We start from the raw sequence: 19,854 nt of genomic DNA on the forward strand, positions 1-19,854 counted from the left end.
AATTATGATACACCTATGTTATACTTCAAAAAGATAAGGAATACTTAAATGCAATATGTATGGCACCCATGCAATAATAAATTAAAAATTATTTTGTATTATATTCAATTAAATAATAATAAAGCTAATAGAAATGTTGATTTTCTATTAGCTTTATTAATTTTATTTTAAGTACAAGTTTTTATTAATGTCCTGCAGTAGTTATAGTAGTAGTAATTTCTTCTGAAGGATTTTTTGTTGGAGGTATTTTTATAAGTTTCAAGTCAAACATGATCATAAACATACAAGGTAAGAATATGAGTGTAAGCAATGAAGCAAATAAAAGTCCATAAGCTAATGCCATAACTATAGGAATAATGATATCTGCTCTACCTCCTATACCATAAACAGTAGGTAAAAGTCCAACAACTGTAGTAACAGTAGTTAAGAATACCGGACGAAGTCTTTGCTTAGCTCCGTCAACAATAGCCTTAGCAACACCTTTTTTACCGCCTTCAACACCTTCATCTATGATTTTGTTAATCAAGTCAACAAGTATGATACCATTGTTTACAACAACACCCGCCAAACCGATGATACCTACAACACCCATGAATGATAAAGGCATATTGTGAATAGCAAATCCTAATAATACCCCCAAACCGAATGGAATAATTACCATTATCATGATAGGCTGTATGAATCTGTTTAACTGAAGTAACAATACAATGTATACAAATATGAATGCCATAGCAAAACTGAATAATAATTGTTTTATAGCTTTCATAGTTTCTTTAGCTTCACCGCCGAATTCTAATTTTAAGCCTCTGTACTCTTTATTGAAATCTTTAAATCTTTCTCTTACTGCTGCCATAACCTGCTGAGAAGTATTTTTTCCGTATTCTATACCAGCTGTAATAGTTATTGTTCTTTCACCATTATAGTGCTTTAATGTTGAAAGCCCATTAGCTTTTTCTACTGAGGCAATATTTTTAAGATATATCAATCTTCCGCTTATGGAAAATGCCTGACATGGAAATCCGGCACATAATATATCATGAGTAGGTATTAATTTTTCATCTATTTTAGTGATATCATCGTCTGGAATATCTCCGAAATTTTTATAGTATGATTCTTTAGCAAATTTATCCAATTCATTAGAATAAACACATCTTGCCCCAAGAGATTCTAAAGCTATTCTAAATCCGCCTATTCCAGCAAATAAATCTATAAATGTTTTATTTTCTAAAAGTTTATTTTCTATATTTATCATATCTGATCATTATAATTTATTTGTATAAAAGTTCAATTATTTAATAATTAAATAAAAAGAAGTTAATAGAAAATTCTATTAACTTCTTTTTTATCAAATATATGTTTAAATACGGACTATAATTTATTCTCTAGTAACAGTTATAGTAGTACCGCCGTCTTCAAAGTCTGAAGGACTGTCTTTAGGAAGTTTAATTAATCTCAAGTCAAACATAGTTAGGAACATACATGGAAGTAATACCAATGTTAATAATGTGGCAAAAAGCAAACCATAAGCCAAAGCCATACATATAGGAATAATTATATCCGCTCTTCCTCCTATACCATAAGCAGTAGGCAAAAGTCCCACAACAGTAGTAACCGTAGTTAAGAATACAGGACGTAAACGCTGCTTACATCCGTCCACTATAGCTTGAGTTACACCTTTTTTAGGATCACCTTTAACTCCCCTTTCTATTATGTTGTTGATTACATCTACCAATATGATACCATTATTTACTACTACACCAGCCAAACCGATTATTCCTACAACACCCATAAATGATAAAGGCATTCTATGTAAAGCAAATCCTAAAAATACTCCTATCATACCAAAAGGAATAATAGTAAGTATCATTATAGGCTGTATAAATCTATTTAACTGTAATAAAAGCACTACATATACGAATATTAATGCCATAGCAAAACTGAATATCAATTGTCCCAAAGCCTCCATAGTTTCCTCAGCCTCACCGCCGAAGTATAATCTCAAGCCTTTGTATTTAGTACCGAAGTCTTTGAAATGTTCAGATACTGTAAGCATTACATTTCTGGAAGTATTTTGTCCTGGTACTAAATCGGCAGTTACGCTTATGCTTCTTTGTCCGTTATAATGCCTTAAAGCGGAAAGCCCGTTTGTTAATTCCAAGTCGGCTATATTATGCAAATATATAAGCCTTCTGGAAGAGTTTGGAATAAGAAGATTAGTTAAATATTGAGAATCATAAGTATATTTTTCATCAAATTGTACTCTAAAGTCCAGTCTGTTTTCAAGCTCCTGTATGTAAGTAGCCTCCGTTCCATAGTATGCAGTTCTAGCCTCATAGCCTACAGTTTCAACGTCTATGCCAAGTTCCGCTATCTTATCATAATCAAGCATTATTCTAAGCTCATCCTTACCAGGTTTATCATCGTCATCTATATTGATAACTCCGGGTACAGTTGCTAAAAACGTTTTTATTTCTTCAACCGCCTGCCTTGCTAAATCAGTATCGTTGCCTATAACCTTAATGTCAACTGGATCACCTGGGTCAACAGTACCTTTAGTATTCATAGTAAATACAGGAACAGTATCTCTTATATCCGTTTTATCCATCTCCTGATTTATCAAATTTACAAGTTCGTCAGCTGTTCTATCTCTTTCAGCTGCAGGCACTAAATAAACCATTATACCAGCCAAATTACCTTTCTCTTCAGATACCATTTCCTGATCTACCTGAGAACCTACAAGAGTATACAACGCTATCAGCTCTTCTGGTTTAACAACGCTTGCAACAACGTCTTCTATTCTAGCTATCTGCTCGGTAGTATATTCTTTTGTACTTCCTATTTCAGTTTCTATATTGATAACTATAGTGTCTGCACTGGTATCGTATATAAGAACGAAGTTTTTAAAACTGTTCTGAGCCAAGAAGAAAGAACCTATGAGCATAAGTATAAAAAACAATATTACAATATATCTTACTTTCAAACATTTTTCCAAGAAAAATCCATAAGGCACTTTCATCTTGTCGAATAATTTATCCTTATCGAAGTCAAGAGGATTTTTCCACTTGCTTTTCTTCTTAGGCTTATAATTTTTATATTTATCCTCTTTATCCTGCAATTGATTTGGAAGAATAAGTATAGCCTGAAACAAACTCACAATTAACGTAAATATTACTATTTTAGGAAATAAGTTAATGATTTTTCCCATCATTCCGCTTATAGTAAGAAGAGGAAAGAAAGCAGCAACTGTGGTTAAAGTAGAAGCCACCATCGGCATTACTACATCGCTTACGGCAAGTCTCGTAGCTTCAAGCCCTTTATATCCAGCCTGCTTAAAGTTAAATATATTTTCAGATACAACTATAGAGTTATCTACTATCATGCCAAGTACAGTGATTACTGCTGCAAGAGACATAGTGTTGAAAGTGATGTTTGTTGCTTTCATAAATATGAAACATGCAAACATGGTAAATATCATACCTAAACTTGTAAACATAGCAGATTTGAAATCCAAAAATATTATCAAACAGATAAATATTATTAAAAATCCTTGTATGAGGTTGGAAGACACTATTGCTATAAGAGAGTTAATGGTTCTTGAATTGTCTCCCATAACAGATACCTGAACGTTTTCTGGTATAATAGCTGCGTTTTCTTCCAAGTATTTATTAACTTCGGCTATAGTTTTTATAATATCTGCATTCTCGTTTTTTACTATATCCAAAGAATATCCCGAAGCCTTATTTACTCTCATATATGTGGTTTTTTCCTCAAATCCTTCATTTACTCTGCCTATATCTTTAACAAGCACTCTATGTCCATTGAAAGTAGATCTTATTACTGTATTTTCAGCTTCCATAGGATTTTGGAATTCTCCGTAAGTTACTACGGACTGTTCTCTGTTTCCATCTTCCATATCTCCTCCAGTAGCTCTTACGTTTCTAACTGCAAGAGCATTAACTACATCGGATAAAGCTATGTAATTGCTCTGCATCTTTAGAGGATCCACATATATTTGTATTTCAGGATCTGTTCTTCCCTCTATTCTCACTTCTGCAACACCAGGAAGTCTTATGATATCGTCTTCAAGTCTTTGGCTTATGTCAAATAATTCACGCTCATTGCCTTCCATACCCTCTTTAAAATGCACTCCTAAAGTATATATGGACATTTTATTAGGGTTTAAATCGTAAGTTGTAACCTCTTCAACATCTGTAGACAAATCGGGAACGTTTTGCATCTCTCTAAATATTTCGTCTTTTACAGGCTGCCTATTAGGTAAAGATTGATCTAATTCTACCAATATAATACCTAAGTTTTCAATAATCGTAGTTTCATACTTATCTATACCTGATATTCCCTGCAGCTGTTCTTCTATAGGTATAACTGCATTCTGTTCCACGTCCAAAATCGAAGCTCCCGGATATGTTACTGCTATAAGCATCATATCCAAATCTGTGGAAGGAAAAGCTTCTCTATTTAGGTTAAAGTAATAATATCCGCCTACAAATAATACCGCAAGTACGATTACATTTACAAGCATAGTATGTTTTGCAAAGTATACAATAATTTTTTCCATAATATATCTGCATCTCCTATTTCTGTTTTTGTTTATCTTAATTAATTAAAAATTAAAAGATTTTCTCATTGGAGGCTAATAATTTAATTAACCTCCATATGATTTTTATATTATTTCTTAAATCCTTATGAAAATTGATAAAAATATTTTTTATTCATAATCAATTGCAAGCAAGGCTCTATAATCAAAAATTGTTGTTATAAGCTGATACTGATAATTCAAAAGCTCCGTTTGAGTTGCTGCCAAATTAAGCCTTGAAGTAAGCAAGTCATCTACCTCCAAACGTCCTTGATTTAGTTTCTGAAGCTGAGTAGCTATTCTTGAATTATATGCTCTTATTTGTGCCTGTTTGCTCGCTATCAAATTTTTATAAGCATTAAAAGTAGCTATATAAGTTTGAAGCTGAGTATTAAAATCTTTTTCTAATTGGTCGTACTGAGCTATAATTCCGTATAATGAGTTTTCAGCCATTTGATACTGGGCTTTATTTGCTCTGTTTCCTATAGGATATGAAAACTGAACTCCTGCAAAGAAGTCTATGTTTGTCATACTTCCGAAAGATCTAAAATATCCGTCACTGTTTGGAGTAAGTCCATTTAAATTTACGCTTCCTACCAAATCTAAATTAGGCAAAGTTCCATTTTTCATAGCTTCAAGAGTATATTCAGCTCTTATCTTTGACTGATATGCAATTTGCCCGTTTATGCTGTCAGCAAAAGGTACAGCATCCAATTCCATATCCAAACCCAATTCTATATAAGCATCCCAAGTGTTATGATCAGGATTTATATTTGTAACAGGCATAAAGAAACTTATAGTTGCAAGTATATTTTCCAAATTAACCTGATTTTGAGCATAATAATCGCTGTAAAGCATAGTCTGAGTTCTTGCATTTTGATAATCGTCATTATCTATAAGTCCGTTGTTATATCTGTCTCTCATCTGATTTTCAAATCTTTTTGCAGTTATATACATGTTTCTATAGTAGGCAAGAAGTTTTTCGTACATTATCCATTGATAGTAAATTTTCTGATATGAAACAATAACGCTTGCATCATCTAATTTTCTTTGAAGCTTAGCTATAGCAAGAGCATATTCAGCATCTTTTATAGGATATCTATCTAAAGTACCGAAAAAATTTCTCAAAAGAGGCTGAGTTACTTCTAATGTTAATGAAGGCTGATAATTATTAAAATCTACAGACTGACCTCCAGGCATATTTAATTTTCCGCCCAAAAAAGAATTATGAGTTAAATTAACAGACCATTTAGTTCCTGTATAAGGTATTAAAGAACCTATTCCAATTCCTGCCTGTATACCAGTGGCATTTACACTTGGGCTTGCTGTAGTGCTTGAATATCCAGTTGATAAACTTCCGTATTTACCTACAGCTCCTAGCTGAGCAGATAAATTTACATCTCCGGAACTTTCTGCACTAAGTAAATTCATTTCAGCATTAGTTTCTGTTACAGCATTTATTTTTAACTCAGGTATTTGATCTCTTATAGTTTCCATATAAGCAGCATAAGTCAAAACATTTGTCTGCCCATATAAAATATTTATAAACAAAATAGAACATAAAATTATTTTAACAGTTATTTTCATTTACTCTCCTTATCACATCAAATCATACAATATTAATTCTTAATTCATTTGATAAAAAACATTATTTTTTGAAGCTATATTTGTGTATGTTTTTACTTCCGAGCAAAAGCAGCAATGTTTTATATAATGTATCTATTAAATTATCTAAATTCACATCTAATGTTCTTCCTGCTTCTTCCTGCTCTATATTTTTTTCATCTCCTTTATAGTAGTATAGCTTCCTGTCTAGTTTATAATATTTATTTAATATTAATTCATTTCCTATTCCAGAAGCTGCTACTATCATCTGCATATAAATGTCTTGAGGATCTATTACCGGATTGAAATATTTTTCCTCAATTTTCTTATCTATGAATATTAACAGTTCTGAAAACCAATAATTTAATACAAGGTCTTTATTTATATTATCTTTTAATTTCTGCATTCTCTCTTTACTGTTAAAAAACATAGCCTGCAACTCAAACATTATTTTTCCAAATTCCTTGGCTGTTATAAAGAAAAATTTTCTAAAAGCATTAAATAATTCAAATATAGCTTTTTCAGGTTCATCATAAAAATTTTCTATAATATCTCTTGGATTGACTTCAGTTTTATTGCTGTTAATCAATGCTATTACAATTTCATCTATATTTGAATAATATTTGTAAACACCTCCTTGGCTTAAACCTGACTCTTTAACAATATCTTTCATTTTTACACTATATGCAGGCTTATTAAAAAATACCCTTATAGCTGCATCTAGTATTATCTTCCTTTTATTCTCAAAATATTCTTGATTTACCTTAGGCATTGTATTATTTTGGTGTTCACCTCGTACTTGAAAAATTAATATGAAAATAAAAATGATACTAGTGTCATTTTTATTTGTGAAATACATATTATTACGATTAGATTTTATTGTCAATATATTTTGTATAGAAAAATTTACAGTTTTTATATACAATTTGTAAAACTATATAAAAATATTATGTAATATGATACATTTCTTACATAAAATATTTGTAATTAACTATTGTAAATATTTGTATTTAGTTTAATATTAACGTATGGAATAACTTCAATAAAATTTTGAAATGGAGTTTGATTATTATGGAAGTAAATATTAAAGAGTTAGAAAACAACACTGTAATATTGAAATTAGATGGAGATATTGATGTTTATACTTCATCTGATTTGAAAGATTCTATTTTTTCTCAAATAGAGTTTGGGGCAAAAAAAATAATAGTAGATATGGAAGATGTTTATTATATAGACAGCAGCGGAATAGGAGTATTTATTTCTGCACTTGGTGCATTTAAGAAGGTAAATGGTAAAATATGTTTTGTAAAAGTAACAGATCCTGTTAAAAAGGTGTTTGAACTTACTAAAATTAATAGTTTTTTCCCTGTATATACAACAGAAACTGAAGCTTTGGCTAATTTTTAATTTACTAAAGTGTTAATATAAATTAAATTTAGTTAAAATGAAAAAATAAAAACAATAATAGTTGATTTTTTATTTAATAGTTATAAAATTATTACAATTTATAATAAATATTTTTATTATTTTAATGAAATTCTATACAAGGTAGTAATTGTTTATTATGATTAGAGGATTATTTTTGCTTAGGAATGTTGTTATATTAACTTTGATATTAAGCTGTGTATTTTCTTTTAATGTTCTTTACGGTGCTGAAAATATTAATGATTACATAATGGAAGAGATAACTGATAATACTGCCCATCCATTCTATACAATTCCTATAAAATTCGTAAAATACATCGATTTTGATTTTAAGATAACAAAACATATAATATTGGTAACTTTAGCGGGTATTTTATCCGTTTGCAGTATGAAATACTTAGCTCATAAACTTAAACGTCCTTTGAATAGACCTACATATTTACAAAGTATATTGGAAGGTTTAATAGACTATATGAATAAGGATGTTATCGGTGCTACTTTAGGAGAAGAAGGCAAGAAATATGTGCCTTTTTGTCTTACTGTATTTTTATTCGTATTGTTTTCAAATATATTAGGACTTATACCGGCATCTATAAAATTTCCTACTGAAGACGGAAATCATTCTTATCTAGCAGGAGGTCTTGGTGCCAATATAGGATTTACTGCTGCTATAGCGGTAGTTGTATTTATAGTTTATATTTTTGCCGGAATAAGAAAGAAAGGCATAATAAAATATTGGACTAGTTTAGTACCTAAGGGGCTTCCTTTGCCTTTAATACCTATAATATGGGTATTGGAATTTATTACATTATTCAATAGGGCTTTTGCTCTTGCGATTCGTTTGTTTGCCAATATAACAGGCGGGCATATAATGATGATAGTTATACCGTATTTGATAGTTATGTCTGGTACATTATTGGTTTCACCATTTGCGGTATTATTCTTAGGATTCATATATGTTCTTGAAATGTTTGTAGCAGTTTTACAAGCTTATATATTCTCATTATTATCAGCAGTTTATATTGGAATTGCTATTAGTGATGAGCATTAATTATAAATAAAATTATCATAAAAAGGAGAATAAAAAATGGAACTTTCTATATTAGGTGCAGCAATTGGAGCAGGACTTGCAGCTATAGGGGTTGGTTTAGGAATAGGTTTTATAGGTTCTAGAGCAGTAGAAGGAATAGCTAGACAGCCTGAAGTATCAGGTAAAATACAAACAGCAATGCTTATAGCAGCAGCATTGATAGAAGGTGTTGGACTTTTTGCTTTAGTTATTTGTATTCTTGCACTATTCACAAAATAATACAGATAATAAATAATTGATTTGGAGGTATATGTATGGCACTTTTAAAAATAGACCCAGGTATTATAATTTGGACTTGGATCACATTTTTACTAGTCCTTGCTATATTAGGTGCTTCTACTTGGAAAATAATTTTGAAGGGTTTGAATGCTCGAGCTGATAAGATACAAGAAGATTTAGAAGAAGCTGAAAAAACTAGAGAAAATGCTAAAAAATCTTTGGCAGCATATAGAGAGCAAATTGACAATGCTAAAGCTGAAGCAAGTGCTATCATAGAAAATGCTAGAGTTGAGGCTAATAGGATTAGAGATAAAATTATTAATAATGCTAGAGAGGAAGCAGAACTTAATAAAAACAAAATTATGTCTGAAATAGACAGATCTAAAGAAGAGGCTATGAATAGTGTAAAAAAACAGGCACTTGATATTGCTGTTGTTATGGCGGAAACTATTCTTAAAAGAAATGTTAATAAAGAAGATAATCAGGCTTTGATTAATGAATTTATTAATAATGCTAACAAAGAAAACAATAAGAAATGATATTATGATATTTAAGAGTTTTTAGGAAGTAAATTAATCTTATGAAAGAAAATGATAAATTACAAATATTGAAACCTACAGCCAGTGCTATATTTGATATAGCTAGAGAGCTTGGAATGATAAAAGAAATATATAATGAACTTTCAGAATGTTCAAAATTATTTCAAGATATTGATATAAAAAAATATTTTTTTGATAAATCAATTTCAAAGAAAGATAAAAAAGAATTAATAGATAAAAGATTAAAACCAATACTTTCTAAAGAAACTTATGCTTTTGTATCTATATTAACAGAACATGACAGTATAGATGTACTGCCTGATATTGCTGCTTTGTATAAAGAGATAGCAGATGATTATAGTAATATAGTCAGAGTTCGCATTATTACAGCAAGCACTATTGATGATAAGACAGTAGAAGATATCATTCAAACCGTTAGATGTTTTTCTAATAATGAGATATCTTATGAGACTGTAGTTGATGAAAATATTATAGGCGGAATAATAGTATATATTGGCTCTGTTGTTTATGATTATAGTATAAAAAAACAAATAGATTTATTGCAAAGTAAATTTACCTATGGTAATTAATTAATAAACATTATAGGAGTTATAATATGGATTCTATTGCTGAAAATATTTTAAGTGATCTCAAGAAGGAAGTACTTAAAGAGGTTACCAAAGAAAAGGCAAGTAGATTTAGCCGTATTGTAAAAAATGAATCTAGTGCCAAGAATTATGCTAAGGCTATGTTTGATATTGCTTCAGATATGGGTAAAATTGAGTCAATTAAAAGCGATTTGAATGTAGTATATTCATCTTTGCTTGTTGATAGTGATATATATGATTTTTTCAAATCTAGTTTTATAGACGGACATTTAAGAATGCGTATATTAAAAAAAATATATGCAGATAAGATTTTAGAAGAAACATTTAATCTTATTGCTATCTTGATAGAAAGAGATATAATTAATATTTTATTTGCAGTAATAGTAGAATATGAAAACTTATGCAATGAATATTATAATATAATTATAGTTAAAATTACAACTGCATCAAATATGACAGATACAGAAGATATGAATAAACTTAAAGATCATATTACGAATATGATATCAGATAAAGACATACATTTTACATTTAATATAGATGAAAATATAATAGGCGGTGTTGTAATAGAAATAGAAGATGTTGTATATGATTATAGTGTGAGAAGACTGCTTACAGAATTAAAGTCTTCTATTTCTGAAATTAATTGATACATTTTATATTTGAGGAATTGTTTATGAATATAAAAGCTAGTGAAATTGCAGCAGTTCTTAAAGAAGAGATTAAGAATTATAAAGCTGATTTTACTCCGAATGAAGTAGGGGTAGTTGTAGAGGTTGGAGATGGTATAGCCAGAATCATAGGACTTCCGCATGTTATGGCTAATGAGATGATACTTTTTGAAAGCGGTGCTGTTGGTCTTGCTTTTAACTTGGAAGAAGAAACTATAGGTGCTATAGTTTTAGGTGATTATTACGGAATTAAAGAGGGAAGTAAAGTAAGCAGGCTTAAAAGAATATTAGAAGTACCTGTGGGAGATGCATTACTTGGAAGAGTTGTTAATCCTTTGGGTGTGCCTATAGACGGACATGGAGAAATAACTACTGATAAAAGAAGAGTTATAGAGTTTCCTGCTCCAGGTATTGCTGACAGACAGGCAGTAAAACAGCCTCTTCAAACTGGTATTAAAGCTATTGACTCTATGACTCCTATAGGAAGAGGACAAAGACAGCTTATCATAGGCGACAGAGGTACAGGAAAAACTTCCATTGCTCTTGATGCTATAATTAATCAAAAAGGTACAGGTGTTATATGTATCTATGTAGCAATAGGACAGAAGGCTTCTACAGTTGCCGGCGTTGTTGATACATTAAGACAGCATGGTGCATTGGAATATACTATAGTAGTTGCTGCAACTGCTGCTGATTCTGCTCCGCTTCAATATATAGCTCCTTATGCCGGATGTGCTATGGCAGAATATTTTATGTATGAACAGAAAAAAGATACATTGATTATATATGATGACTTAACTAAGCAGGCTAATGCTTATAGACAGATATCATTACTTTTAAGAAGACCTCCTGGAAGGGAAGCTTTTCCGGGTGATGTATTCTATTTGCATTCAAGATTACTTGAAAGAGCTGCAAAACTTAGTGATGAATTGGGAGGCGGTTCTTTAACAGCACTTCCTATAATAGAAACTCAGGATAATGAGGTATCTGCTTATATTCCTACTAACGTTATTTCTATTACTGACGGACAGATATATTTGCTTACTAGTTTGTTTATGAGCGGTGTTCGTCCTGCAATTGATGTAGGTATATCAGTTTCCCGTGTAGGAGGTAATGCTCAGACTAAGGCTATGAAAAAGGTTGCCGGTACTTTAAGACTTGACCTTGCTTCTTACAGATCTTTAGAGGCATTCTCTCAGCTTGGTATTGGACTTGATAAAGCTACTTTGGCACAATTAGACAGAGGTGCTAAAATGGTTGAATTATTAAAACAAAAACAATATAGTCCTATACCTTTTGAAGAACAGGTTATTGTTATATTTGCTGCTACTAAAGGTTTCTTGGATAATATTGAAGTTGACAGAGTTTATGAATTTGAATGGAGATTACTTCAATATATGAGAGCTGATAAGCAGAATATACTTGATGATATTAGAGAGAAAAAAGATATAGAAGATATGGACGGACTTTATAAAATCATAGAAGAGTTTAAGGCTAAATTCTAATAATTTATGAGTAAAATTTGTTTTTTAATATTGGCACATAAAAATCAAAATCAATTGATGAGATTGATTAATCATCTTAAAAAAGATTTTGATATTTATGTGCATATAGATAAAAGAGCCAATTTGAATATAAAAAGTTTTGATAATGTAAAAGTTTATAAAGAAATAAAAACTTATCATGGCGGGATAAGTTTAGTTATAGCAACATTATTCTTAATTAAAGAAGCTCATAAAAATAATTATGATAGATATGTTTTTATAAGCGGTCAGGATATTCCACTAAAAACTAATAAAGAAATTATTGATTTTTTTGAGGTAAATAAAAATAAGGAATTTACTTCTTTTACGAATATTAAAAATGATGATAATATGTATAAAGAAATGTCATTTAGATTAAATGCTTATAATTTTGGTAAGATATATAGAAAATTACTTAGCAGAAATATTCGTGAAAAAATATCTAATTTTCTGCCTATAAAACGTACTACACCTGATAATATATATTATGGCTCTCAATGGTGGAATTTAACTAATAATGCTATTGAATATATATTAGATTATGATAAAAATAATCCAAACTATCTTAAAAGATTTAATTATACTTGGGGAAGCGATGAATTCTTTTTTCAATCTATATTAATGAATAGTGAATTCAAAGATAATTGTATAAATGATTGTTTAAGATATATTGTGTGGAGCGGAGGGGCTCCGTTTAACTTAGAAATGAAGGATTATAATAATATAAAAAATAATATCAATAATAATTTATTTGCCCGTAAATTTGATGAAAATATTGATAATGATATAATAGATAAGTTGTATAAAGATTTAGAATATTAAAAAGATTCTAATATATTGGAGTTTTTTATTATGGCAGAGAAACTTAATGTATTAAAAGCGAGAATTAAAGCTGTATCAAGTACTCATAAAATAACCAAAACTATGGATATGATAGCAAGATCTAGAACAGCTAAAATTCTAACAGTAGAACAAGGTATGCGTCCTTTCACTCAAAAATTAAACAGAATAGTTGAAGATCTTTCGCATTCCGATATGGATCATGTGCATCCTTTGCTTGCTCCAAAAAAGAAAATAAAAAACATAATACTTTTTGTTGTAACTTCTTCAAGAGGATTATGCGGTTCTTATAATACAAAAATTTTTGATGAAGCTATGGAGAGAATCAGACACCATCATAGACATGGTAGGGAGGTTCAGCTTCATGTACTCGGAAAGAAAGGTGAAGTTTATTTTGAAAAGCAGGGCATACCTATAGCACGTAAATATCCTCGTATAGATGAGGAATCTACTTTTGATGATTGTGCTACTGTAGTTCAGCGTTTCATGCATGAATATGCAGTTGATAATGCTTCTAGGGTAGAAGTTATATATACAAGATATTATACAAGGGTGGTACATATACCTAAAATTAAAAGTTTGATTCCTATGATTCCTAATGAAGAGGATATTGAGGGACATAAAATAAAGAAAAAATTAGATTATGTTATTGAGCCTAATGTAGATGATGTATTAAAAGAAGTTGTTCCTATGGCTATTAAAACATATTTCTATTTTATGCTTACAAGTTCTTTTTTATCAGAAAATGCTGAAAGGGCTATTGCTATGAGAAATGCTACTGACAATGCTGAAAGATTATTAACTGATCTTAAAAATAAAGCTAACAGAGCCAGACAGGAACATATTACTAATGAGCTTCTTGATATCATAGGCGGTTCTGAAGCTATATAATTTATTTTGTATATAAAAAATTAAATACCATTCATATATTTATTTTATGGATGGTATTTTTTTTATTTTAAATTTTTTAATTTTGTACAATAATGAGTAATCAGCCGTACACTTTACAGTGCTTCCTTCGTTCGCGTATAAGGGACTACCCATAATATTATATGATATACTGTGCGATTGCCGCTACGGATAGTAGTTGACAAAGTTAAAAATTTTTAGTATATACTTAAACAACTGTATTTTGTAAAAAATAAAATTATATTTTCTTTTTAATATATGGGGCTTTGCCCCATACCCCAGTTCTTTTATTGGTATAAAAGAACCAAAAGAACTGCATTTTAGTATAAATTTAGGATACATCCTATATTTAATAGTAATGTTTTTAATATAAAGTTCTAGCAGTTGCATTTTTTGCATAGCATATCCGAAGGATAAAAACTTTGACGAAGTCCGCAGAGTATGTGCTGCAAAAAAGTTGACAATTCTATATAAAGTGCTTCAGTTGACAAACTTAAAAATTCTTAGTATATAAAATAATTTATTTTTATAGTATAATATCCAAAATTATTAATTACTATGTGGTGGTATATGAAAAAATTGTTATTAATTTCTTTTATTTTAATGATTACTTTTATTGTTTCTTGCAGTAGAAAAGAAGAGGCTAGTATAAGTAATAATTCTGTGTATGTAAGTGATCCAGAGAATGTGTATCATAAAACCTACACTAATGTTGTAAAGATTCAGGGTAAATTTGTTAATATAAATCCTGCTTTTTATTACGGCAATAGAAAAGAAGGAGAATATAGCGAGGAGTATGATATATTTGAGGCTATAAAAAATCATAGTTTAAAGAGAGTAATGGAATTAATAGAAGATGGTGAAGATATTAATCAAAATGATAGAGACTTCACTATGTATAGTGAGTTTATAGACTCTCATTATATTATAGAAAGTGCTACTCCTTTGATATTTGCAATATTTTATAGGGATTTGGGTATAATGAAATATTTACTTGATAATGGAGCCGATCCTTATATTAAAAATGAAAATGGACGGAATTCATTTTTATGGGCTTGTGGTGTTGGAAATGTTGATGTAATAAAAATGCTTGTAGAGTTTGATTCTGATTTAGTTGATTCTCAAGATAGATTTGATGCAAATGGACTTCATATTGCTGCTAGAAATGATAATGTAGAAGTATTTGAATATTTGGTTAAGGATTTGTCTATTGATGTAAATAGTACTAACGAGTATGGCGAGAAAGTTTTAGATTATGCTGAAAAAGATGAGACAATAGAAAAGCTAAAAGAACTTGGTGCCAAATAATATAAATTGTGTAATACATTAATATATACTGAAACGATTTCATTTTGCCGACTACTGCAGATTATGTAATATTATCAACTTTTTTGCCGCGCACGCTCTGCGGACTTCGTCAAAGTTTTTATCCTTCGGATACGCTACGAAAAAAACGCAAGTACTAGAACTTTATATTAAAAATATATGTATTAAATGTAGGGTATAACCTAGATTTAGATTAAAAATGCAGTTCTTTTGGTTCTTTTATACCAATAAAAGAACTGGGGTATGGGGCAAAGCCCCAGATATCAAAACAAAAATATAACTTTACTTTTGACAAAATATAATTGTTTAGGTATATTTTAAAGATGAATAAACTATAAAATAGCTATAGTCTTAAAGTAAGATTTTTTAATTATTTAATGAAGCAATTTTTATTAGCAACAATATAAAAATTGTGAGCGTTTAAATAAATATATTTGATAAGATGAATATATTAAAAAATCGAGCGTCTAGCAATATTATTGCTAGAGCCTTGAAGCGAGATTTTTTAATTATTTATAGAAAATAATTTGTTTTTATTGTATAATACTTCAGAAATTATTAATTACTATACGGTGGTGTTTATGAAAAGTATAAAAATCTCAAAAAGTGTATTATTGGTTTCTTTATTATCAATTATTTTAATTGTGTCATGCGGTAAAAAAGAAGAGACTAGTGTAAGTATAAGTAATAATTCTGTGTATGTAAGTGATCCAAATAATATATATCATAAAACTTATACTAATGTTGTAAAGGTTCAGGGTAAATATGTTAGTATGAACGCTGCTTTTTCTTACGGCAATAGAAAAGAAGGAGAATACAGCGAGGAGTATGATATATTTGAGGCCATACAAAATCATAGCTTAAAGAGAGTACAGGAATTAATAGAAGAAGGCGAAGATATAGATCAAACTTATTTCGGAGATAGTTTATATAGTGAATTTATGGATGATAGTTATGCAATAGATGGTGGTACTCCTTTAATATTTGCTGTATTTTATAGAGATTTGGGTATAATGAAATATTTGCTTGATAAAGGTGCTGATCCTTATATTAAAGATGATGATAGTTGGAATGCATTTTTATGGGCTTGCGGCACAGGCAATGTTGATGTAATAAAAATGCTTGTACAGTCAGATTCTGATTTAGTTAATTCTAAAAATATGTATGATGCAAACGGACTTCATATGGCTGCTTTGAATGATAATGTAGAGGTGTTTGAGTATTTAGTTAATGATTTGGGTATAGATATAAACAGTACAGATGAGGACGGAGACGGAGTTTTATATTATGCCAATGAAGATGCAGCATTAGAGAAGTTAAGAGAGCTAGGAGCTGAAGAGTAATTTTATAAAAATATTGTGTGTTTCATAAATAGTTAATATATTGTTTAGATTAAAATACTGAAAATTTTTAAGTTTGTCAACTGATGCACTTTATATAGAATTATCTACTTTTTTGCCGCACAAAAAAGTAGCAAAAAACGCAATTGCTAAAACTTTATATTAAAAATATACCTATTAAATATATGATATAACCTAAATTTAGACTAAAATGCAGTTCTTTTGGTTCTTTTATACCAATAAAAGAACTGGGGATGTGGGGGCTAGTCCCCACAAATAATAAAAATATAAAAATAAAAAAATAATTTTTGACAAAATATAGTTGTTTAGGTATATATTAAAAATCGAGTGTCTAGTAATAGATAAACTCAATTGCTAGAGCTTTAAAGCGATATTTTTAATTATTTGATAAAACGATTTTGATTAGCAATATATATAGTATTTATCATCTTAATTGTTAATAAAAAATTATAAATAACGCACGGTGAATTAGCTTTTATTTATCAATTCATTATATTTTTTATTTTGTATATTTTATAAATAAAATTCTTCGTGCGTTGTGCAAGCAATAAATTTAAACAAATCTAGGGTGGGCATTGTAAATAACAGTGTAGACTTAAAAGGATAAATAATATAAAAATTGCATATTAAAGTTATAATTCTAGAGGGTGGGGAGTGAAAATAGGTTTTAAAACTTAATTACATACCCCGCCCTTTATTCTTTATCACTTTATTAAAAAAATTTAACTTTAATTATATTTATAGCCTACTTAGAAATTTCAGCACCCGCCCAAGATTTTATTAGATTTTGAATTTTATTTAACTAGAATTTAGAATAGAGTAGGAGCTTCTTCAATGACTTTATTATTATATCTGTTGTAAACGCTGTCTTCAGTATTGAGTTCTTCTTTGGTTTTGTATGTGATATTATATTTTTCTTCTAGTGTTTTTATTTTTTTATATAGCTTTTCTCTGTACTCATCTTTAAGAATGCCGTCAGAACCATAAATGTATAGATACTTTTTATAATGCTCTGGAAATACTTGCCTTACGAAGTTGAGATATATTTTTCTGCATTCGCCTCTAAGTTTTAATGCATCAGTGGCACAGTAGTTTATGCCGTATTCTTTTACTTTTTTGAAAATATCTTCTATACTGTCTTCGGTTATGAAAGGCATTACAGGCATAGCATGAACCGCTACTATTGCTTTTGTCTTTTTAAACTCTCTAAGCATATCAAATCTTTTAATTGGGCTTATTACATTAGGCTCTATCAAAGATGATAACTTTTCATCTAATGTCGTTATAGTTGATGCTATTCTTACAGGCACTATACTTGAAAGCTCATCTATCAAATCAAAATCTCTTAATATTAAATCGCTTTTTGTGGATATGCACATCGGAGTTTTATATCTTATAAGAAGTTTTAAAACATCTCTCATAAGCTTATAATCTTTTTCAGCTTCCTGATAATTGTCAGTAACGCTTCCAAGATTGATAATATCTCTATTCCAATTTCTTGATGATAATTCTTTTTCTAATACTTCAGCAATATTTTTCTTTACGAATATCTCTCCGAAAAAATCTTTAGAGTTAATATATTTATGAGAATAAACAGCAAAACAGTAATAACATTTATGCAAACATCCTCTGTAAATATTTAAATCATAGCAGAATCCGTATTCATTATCTATTTTATTTAAAGCCGATTTGCAGTTGATTTCTCTATATTTAAGCATTTATTTTATCTCTTTTTATTTTTACTCTGTATCAAAATATTGTATTTATAATAATACTGTATATTAATATTTTGTCAACTTGTTATTTATTTAATTTATAAAAATAATATATGTTTATATTGAAATATAAGTTTTTTGACAAATTCTGACATTTCAATGATTTATAATAAATGGTAGAATATAATTTAATGTAAATGAAGAGGTGTTTATGATAGAGCTTAAAGGAAAATATAATAAAGACTGTAAAATTTTCACTGATAATATTGATGAGGAATCATATTCTGTATTGTATAAAATATTAAATGAAAAAGCCAGTGAAGATGTAAAGATAAGAATAATGCCGGATACTCATTTGGGCAAAGGAATAGTTGTAGGTTTTACAATGCCATTAACTGACAGAGTAAATCCTTTTCATATAGGTGTTGATATAGGATGCGGAATGCTTACTTCAAAATTAAGCGATGAAATAAAAGATATACCATTAGAAAAAATTGATAAAACTATAAAGCAAAATATACCTATGGGGCAAAGCACTCATAAAAAAAGTTTTAATACTCTTTTTAATTTTAAAGAACTTAATGAACTTATAAGAAATTTTATAATTAATTATAATAAAAAATTTAATACCAAATTCGAAGTTTTTGAAATAGATAATGAATATATAGAAAAATTATGTCAAAGAGTAGAAATTGATTTAGAGAAATTCCATAACTCTATAGTAACGCTTGGAGGGGGTAATCATTTTATAGAAATAGGTAAATCCTCAAATAATGACTATTATATCACTATACATTCAGGATCTAGGAATTTCGGTAATCAGGTTTGCAGATATCATGCCAAAATAGCTAAAAATAATGAAGACTGTTATTTGCAGGATAAGGAAATGTTTGATTATTTAATTGATATGGTAATAGCACAATACTATGCAAAAATAAACAGAGAAACTATTTTAAAAATTATAAAAGATGTATTAAATATAGAAATAGAAGATTCTTTTTCATCGGTTCATAATTTTATTGATTTTGAGGATTTCATTATAAGAAAAGGTGCCATAAGAAGTTATGAAAATGAAAAAATGATAATACCTTTTAATATGCGTGATGGTATATTAATATGTGAAGGAAAGAGCAATGAAGATTGGAACTGTTCTGCACCTCATGGAGCTGGAAGGGTTTTATCAAGGGCACAGGCAAAGAATCAATTAGATATGAATGAGTTTATAGATTCTATGAAAGGAATTTATTCAAGCAGTGTATGCAAAAATACTTTAGATGAATCACCTATGGCTTATAAAAATCCTAATAAGATAGAAAAATTAATAGAACCTACAGTTAGAATTGTAGATAGATTAAAGCCTGTATTAAATATAAAATCTACTTCAAAATAAAAGTATTTTATGATTTTTATTATAAAATTATAGTATTTG

16 protein-coding genes and 2 pseudogenes are annotated in these 19,854 nt (G+C 29.2%); 12 read left to right on the plus strand and 6 right to left on the minus strand.

Annotated features, from left to right (window positions below):
* Positions 1-184: 184 nt before the first annotated feature.
* The 5 genes and pseudogenes from Q0K19_RS11550 to Q0K19_RS11565 all read right to left on the minus strand — a co-directional run.
* Positions 185-994: pseudogene (locus Q0K19_RS11550) on the minus strand (efflux RND transporter permease subunit); the annotation flags it as partial.
* 3 nt (positions 995-997) lie between these two features.
* Positions 998-1,252, minus strand: a pseudogene (locus tag Q0K19_RS15430) (DNA cytosine methyltransferase); the annotation flags it as partial.
* 123 nt (positions 1,253-1,375) lie between these two features.
* Positions 1,376-4,576, minus strand: coding sequence for an efflux RND transporter permease subunit (locus Q0K19_RS11555; RefSeq protein WP_297248092.1), 3,201 nt, complete (start codon positions 4,574-4,576; stop codon positions 1,376-1,378).
* Positions 4,577-4,726: 150 nt separating this feature from the next.
* On the minus strand, positions 4,727-6,181 hold the full coding sequence (locus tag Q0K19_RS11560) for a TolC family protein (protein ID WP_297248094.1): 1,455 nt from the start codon (positions 6,179-6,181) through the stop codon (positions 4,727-4,729).
* 61 nt (positions 6,182-6,242) lie between these two features.
* Positions 6,243-6,971 carry a TetR/AcrR family transcriptional regulator gene (locus tag Q0K19_RS11565; protein WP_297248096.1) on the minus strand — a complete coding sequence of 243 codons (729 nt, stop codon included), beginning with the start codon at positions 6,969-6,971 and terminating at the stop codon, positions 6,243-6,245.
* 299 nt (positions 6,972-7,270) lie between these two features.
* Here Q0K19_RS11565 and Q0K19_RS11570 point away from each other — a divergent pair, with 299 nt between their 5' ends.
* The 11 genes from Q0K19_RS11570 to Q0K19_RS11620 all read left to right on the plus strand — a co-directional run bounded on the left by Q0K19_RS11570 (position 7,271) and on the right by Q0K19_RS11620 (position 16,692).
* Positions 7,271-7,606 carry an STAS domain-containing protein gene (locus Q0K19_RS11570; RefSeq protein ID WP_297248098.1) on the plus strand — a complete coding sequence of 112 codons (336 nt, stop codon included), beginning with the start codon at positions 7,271-7,273 and terminating at the stop codon, positions 7,604-7,606.
* A gap of 157 nt (positions 7,607-7,763) precedes the next feature.
* On the plus strand, positions 7,764-8,675 hold the full coding sequence (atpB, locus tag Q0K19_RS11575) for a F0F1 ATP synthase subunit A (RefSeq protein ID WP_297248100.1): 912 nt from the start codon (positions 7,764-7,766) through the stop codon (positions 8,673-8,675).
* A 36-nt stretch (positions 8,676-8,711) separates the two neighbouring features.
* A complete protein-coding gene (gene atpE / locus Q0K19_RS11580; protein WP_008723511.1) occupies positions 8,712-8,933 on the plus strand; it encodes an ATP synthase F0 subunit C in 222 nt (73 codons plus the stop codon).
* Between the two features lie 35 nt (positions 8,934-8,968).
* Entirely contained in the window at positions 8,969-9,472 is a 504-nt protein-coding gene (gene atpF, locus Q0K19_RS11585; protein WP_297248103.1) for a F0F1 ATP synthase subunit B, read from the plus strand.
* Between the two features lie 41 nt (positions 9,473-9,513).
* A complete protein-coding gene (gene atpH / locus Q0K19_RS11590) occupies positions 9,514-10,062 on the plus strand; it encodes an ATP synthase F1 subunit delta (protein WP_297248105.1) in 549 nt (182 codons plus the stop codon).
* 26 nt (positions 10,063-10,088) lie between these two features.
* Complete coding sequence (atpH, locus tag Q0K19_RS11595; RefSeq protein ID WP_297248107.1) at positions 10,089-10,730, plus strand: ATP synthase F1 subunit delta; 642 nt, start codon at positions 10,089-10,091, stop codon at positions 10,728-10,730.
* Positions 10,731-10,756: 26 nt separating this feature from the next.
* On the plus strand, positions 10,757-12,256 hold the full coding sequence (atpA, locus tag Q0K19_RS11600) for a F0F1 ATP synthase subunit alpha (protein WP_297248109.1): 1,500 nt from the start codon (positions 10,757-10,759) through the stop codon (positions 12,254-12,256).
* Between the two features lie 6 nt (positions 12,257-12,262).
* Entirely contained in the window at positions 12,263-13,096 is an 834-nt protein-coding gene (locus Q0K19_RS11605) for a beta-1,6-N-acetylglucosaminyltransferase (protein ID WP_297248111.1), read from the plus strand.
* Positions 13,097-13,126: 30 nt separating this feature from the next.
* Complete coding sequence (gene atpG, locus Q0K19_RS11610; RefSeq protein ID WP_297248113.1) at positions 13,127-14,005, plus strand: ATP synthase F1 subunit gamma; 879 nt, start codon at positions 13,127-13,129, stop codon at positions 14,003-14,005.
* A gap of 588 nt (positions 14,006-14,593) precedes the next feature.
* The gene (locus Q0K19_RS11615; RefSeq protein WP_297248115.1) at positions 14,594-15,331 is read left to right on the plus strand and encodes an ankyrin repeat domain-containing protein; all 738 of its coding nucleotides are present in this window, start codon (positions 14,594-14,596) and stop codon (positions 15,329-15,331) included.
* 599 nt (positions 15,332-15,930) lie between these two features.
* Positions 15,931-16,692, plus strand: coding sequence for an ankyrin repeat domain-containing protein (locus Q0K19_RS11620; RefSeq protein WP_297248117.1), 762 nt, complete (start codon positions 15,931-15,933; stop codon positions 16,690-16,692).
* 827 nt (positions 16,693-17,519) lie between these two features.
* Here the strand turns inward: Q0K19_RS11620 and Q0K19_RS11625 are convergent.
* On the minus strand, positions 17,520-18,428 hold the full coding sequence (locus tag Q0K19_RS11625; RefSeq protein WP_297248119.1) for a radical SAM protein: 909 nt from the start codon (positions 18,426-18,428) through the stop codon (positions 17,520-17,522).
* Between the two features lie 208 nt (positions 18,429-18,636).
* Between Q0K19_RS11625 and Q0K19_RS11630 the strand changes: the two genes are divergently transcribed.
* Entirely contained in the window at positions 18,637-19,815 is a 1,179-nt protein-coding gene (locus Q0K19_RS11630) for an RtcB family protein (protein WP_297248121.1), read from the plus strand.
* Positions 19,816-19,854: the final 39 nt, after the last annotated feature.

Origin of the sequence: uncultured Brachyspira sp. (assembly GCF_944393015.1) — a bacterium.
In the GTDB taxonomy this organism is placed as follows: Bacteria; Spirochaetota; Brachyspiria; order Brachyspirales; family Brachyspiraceae; genus Brachyspira.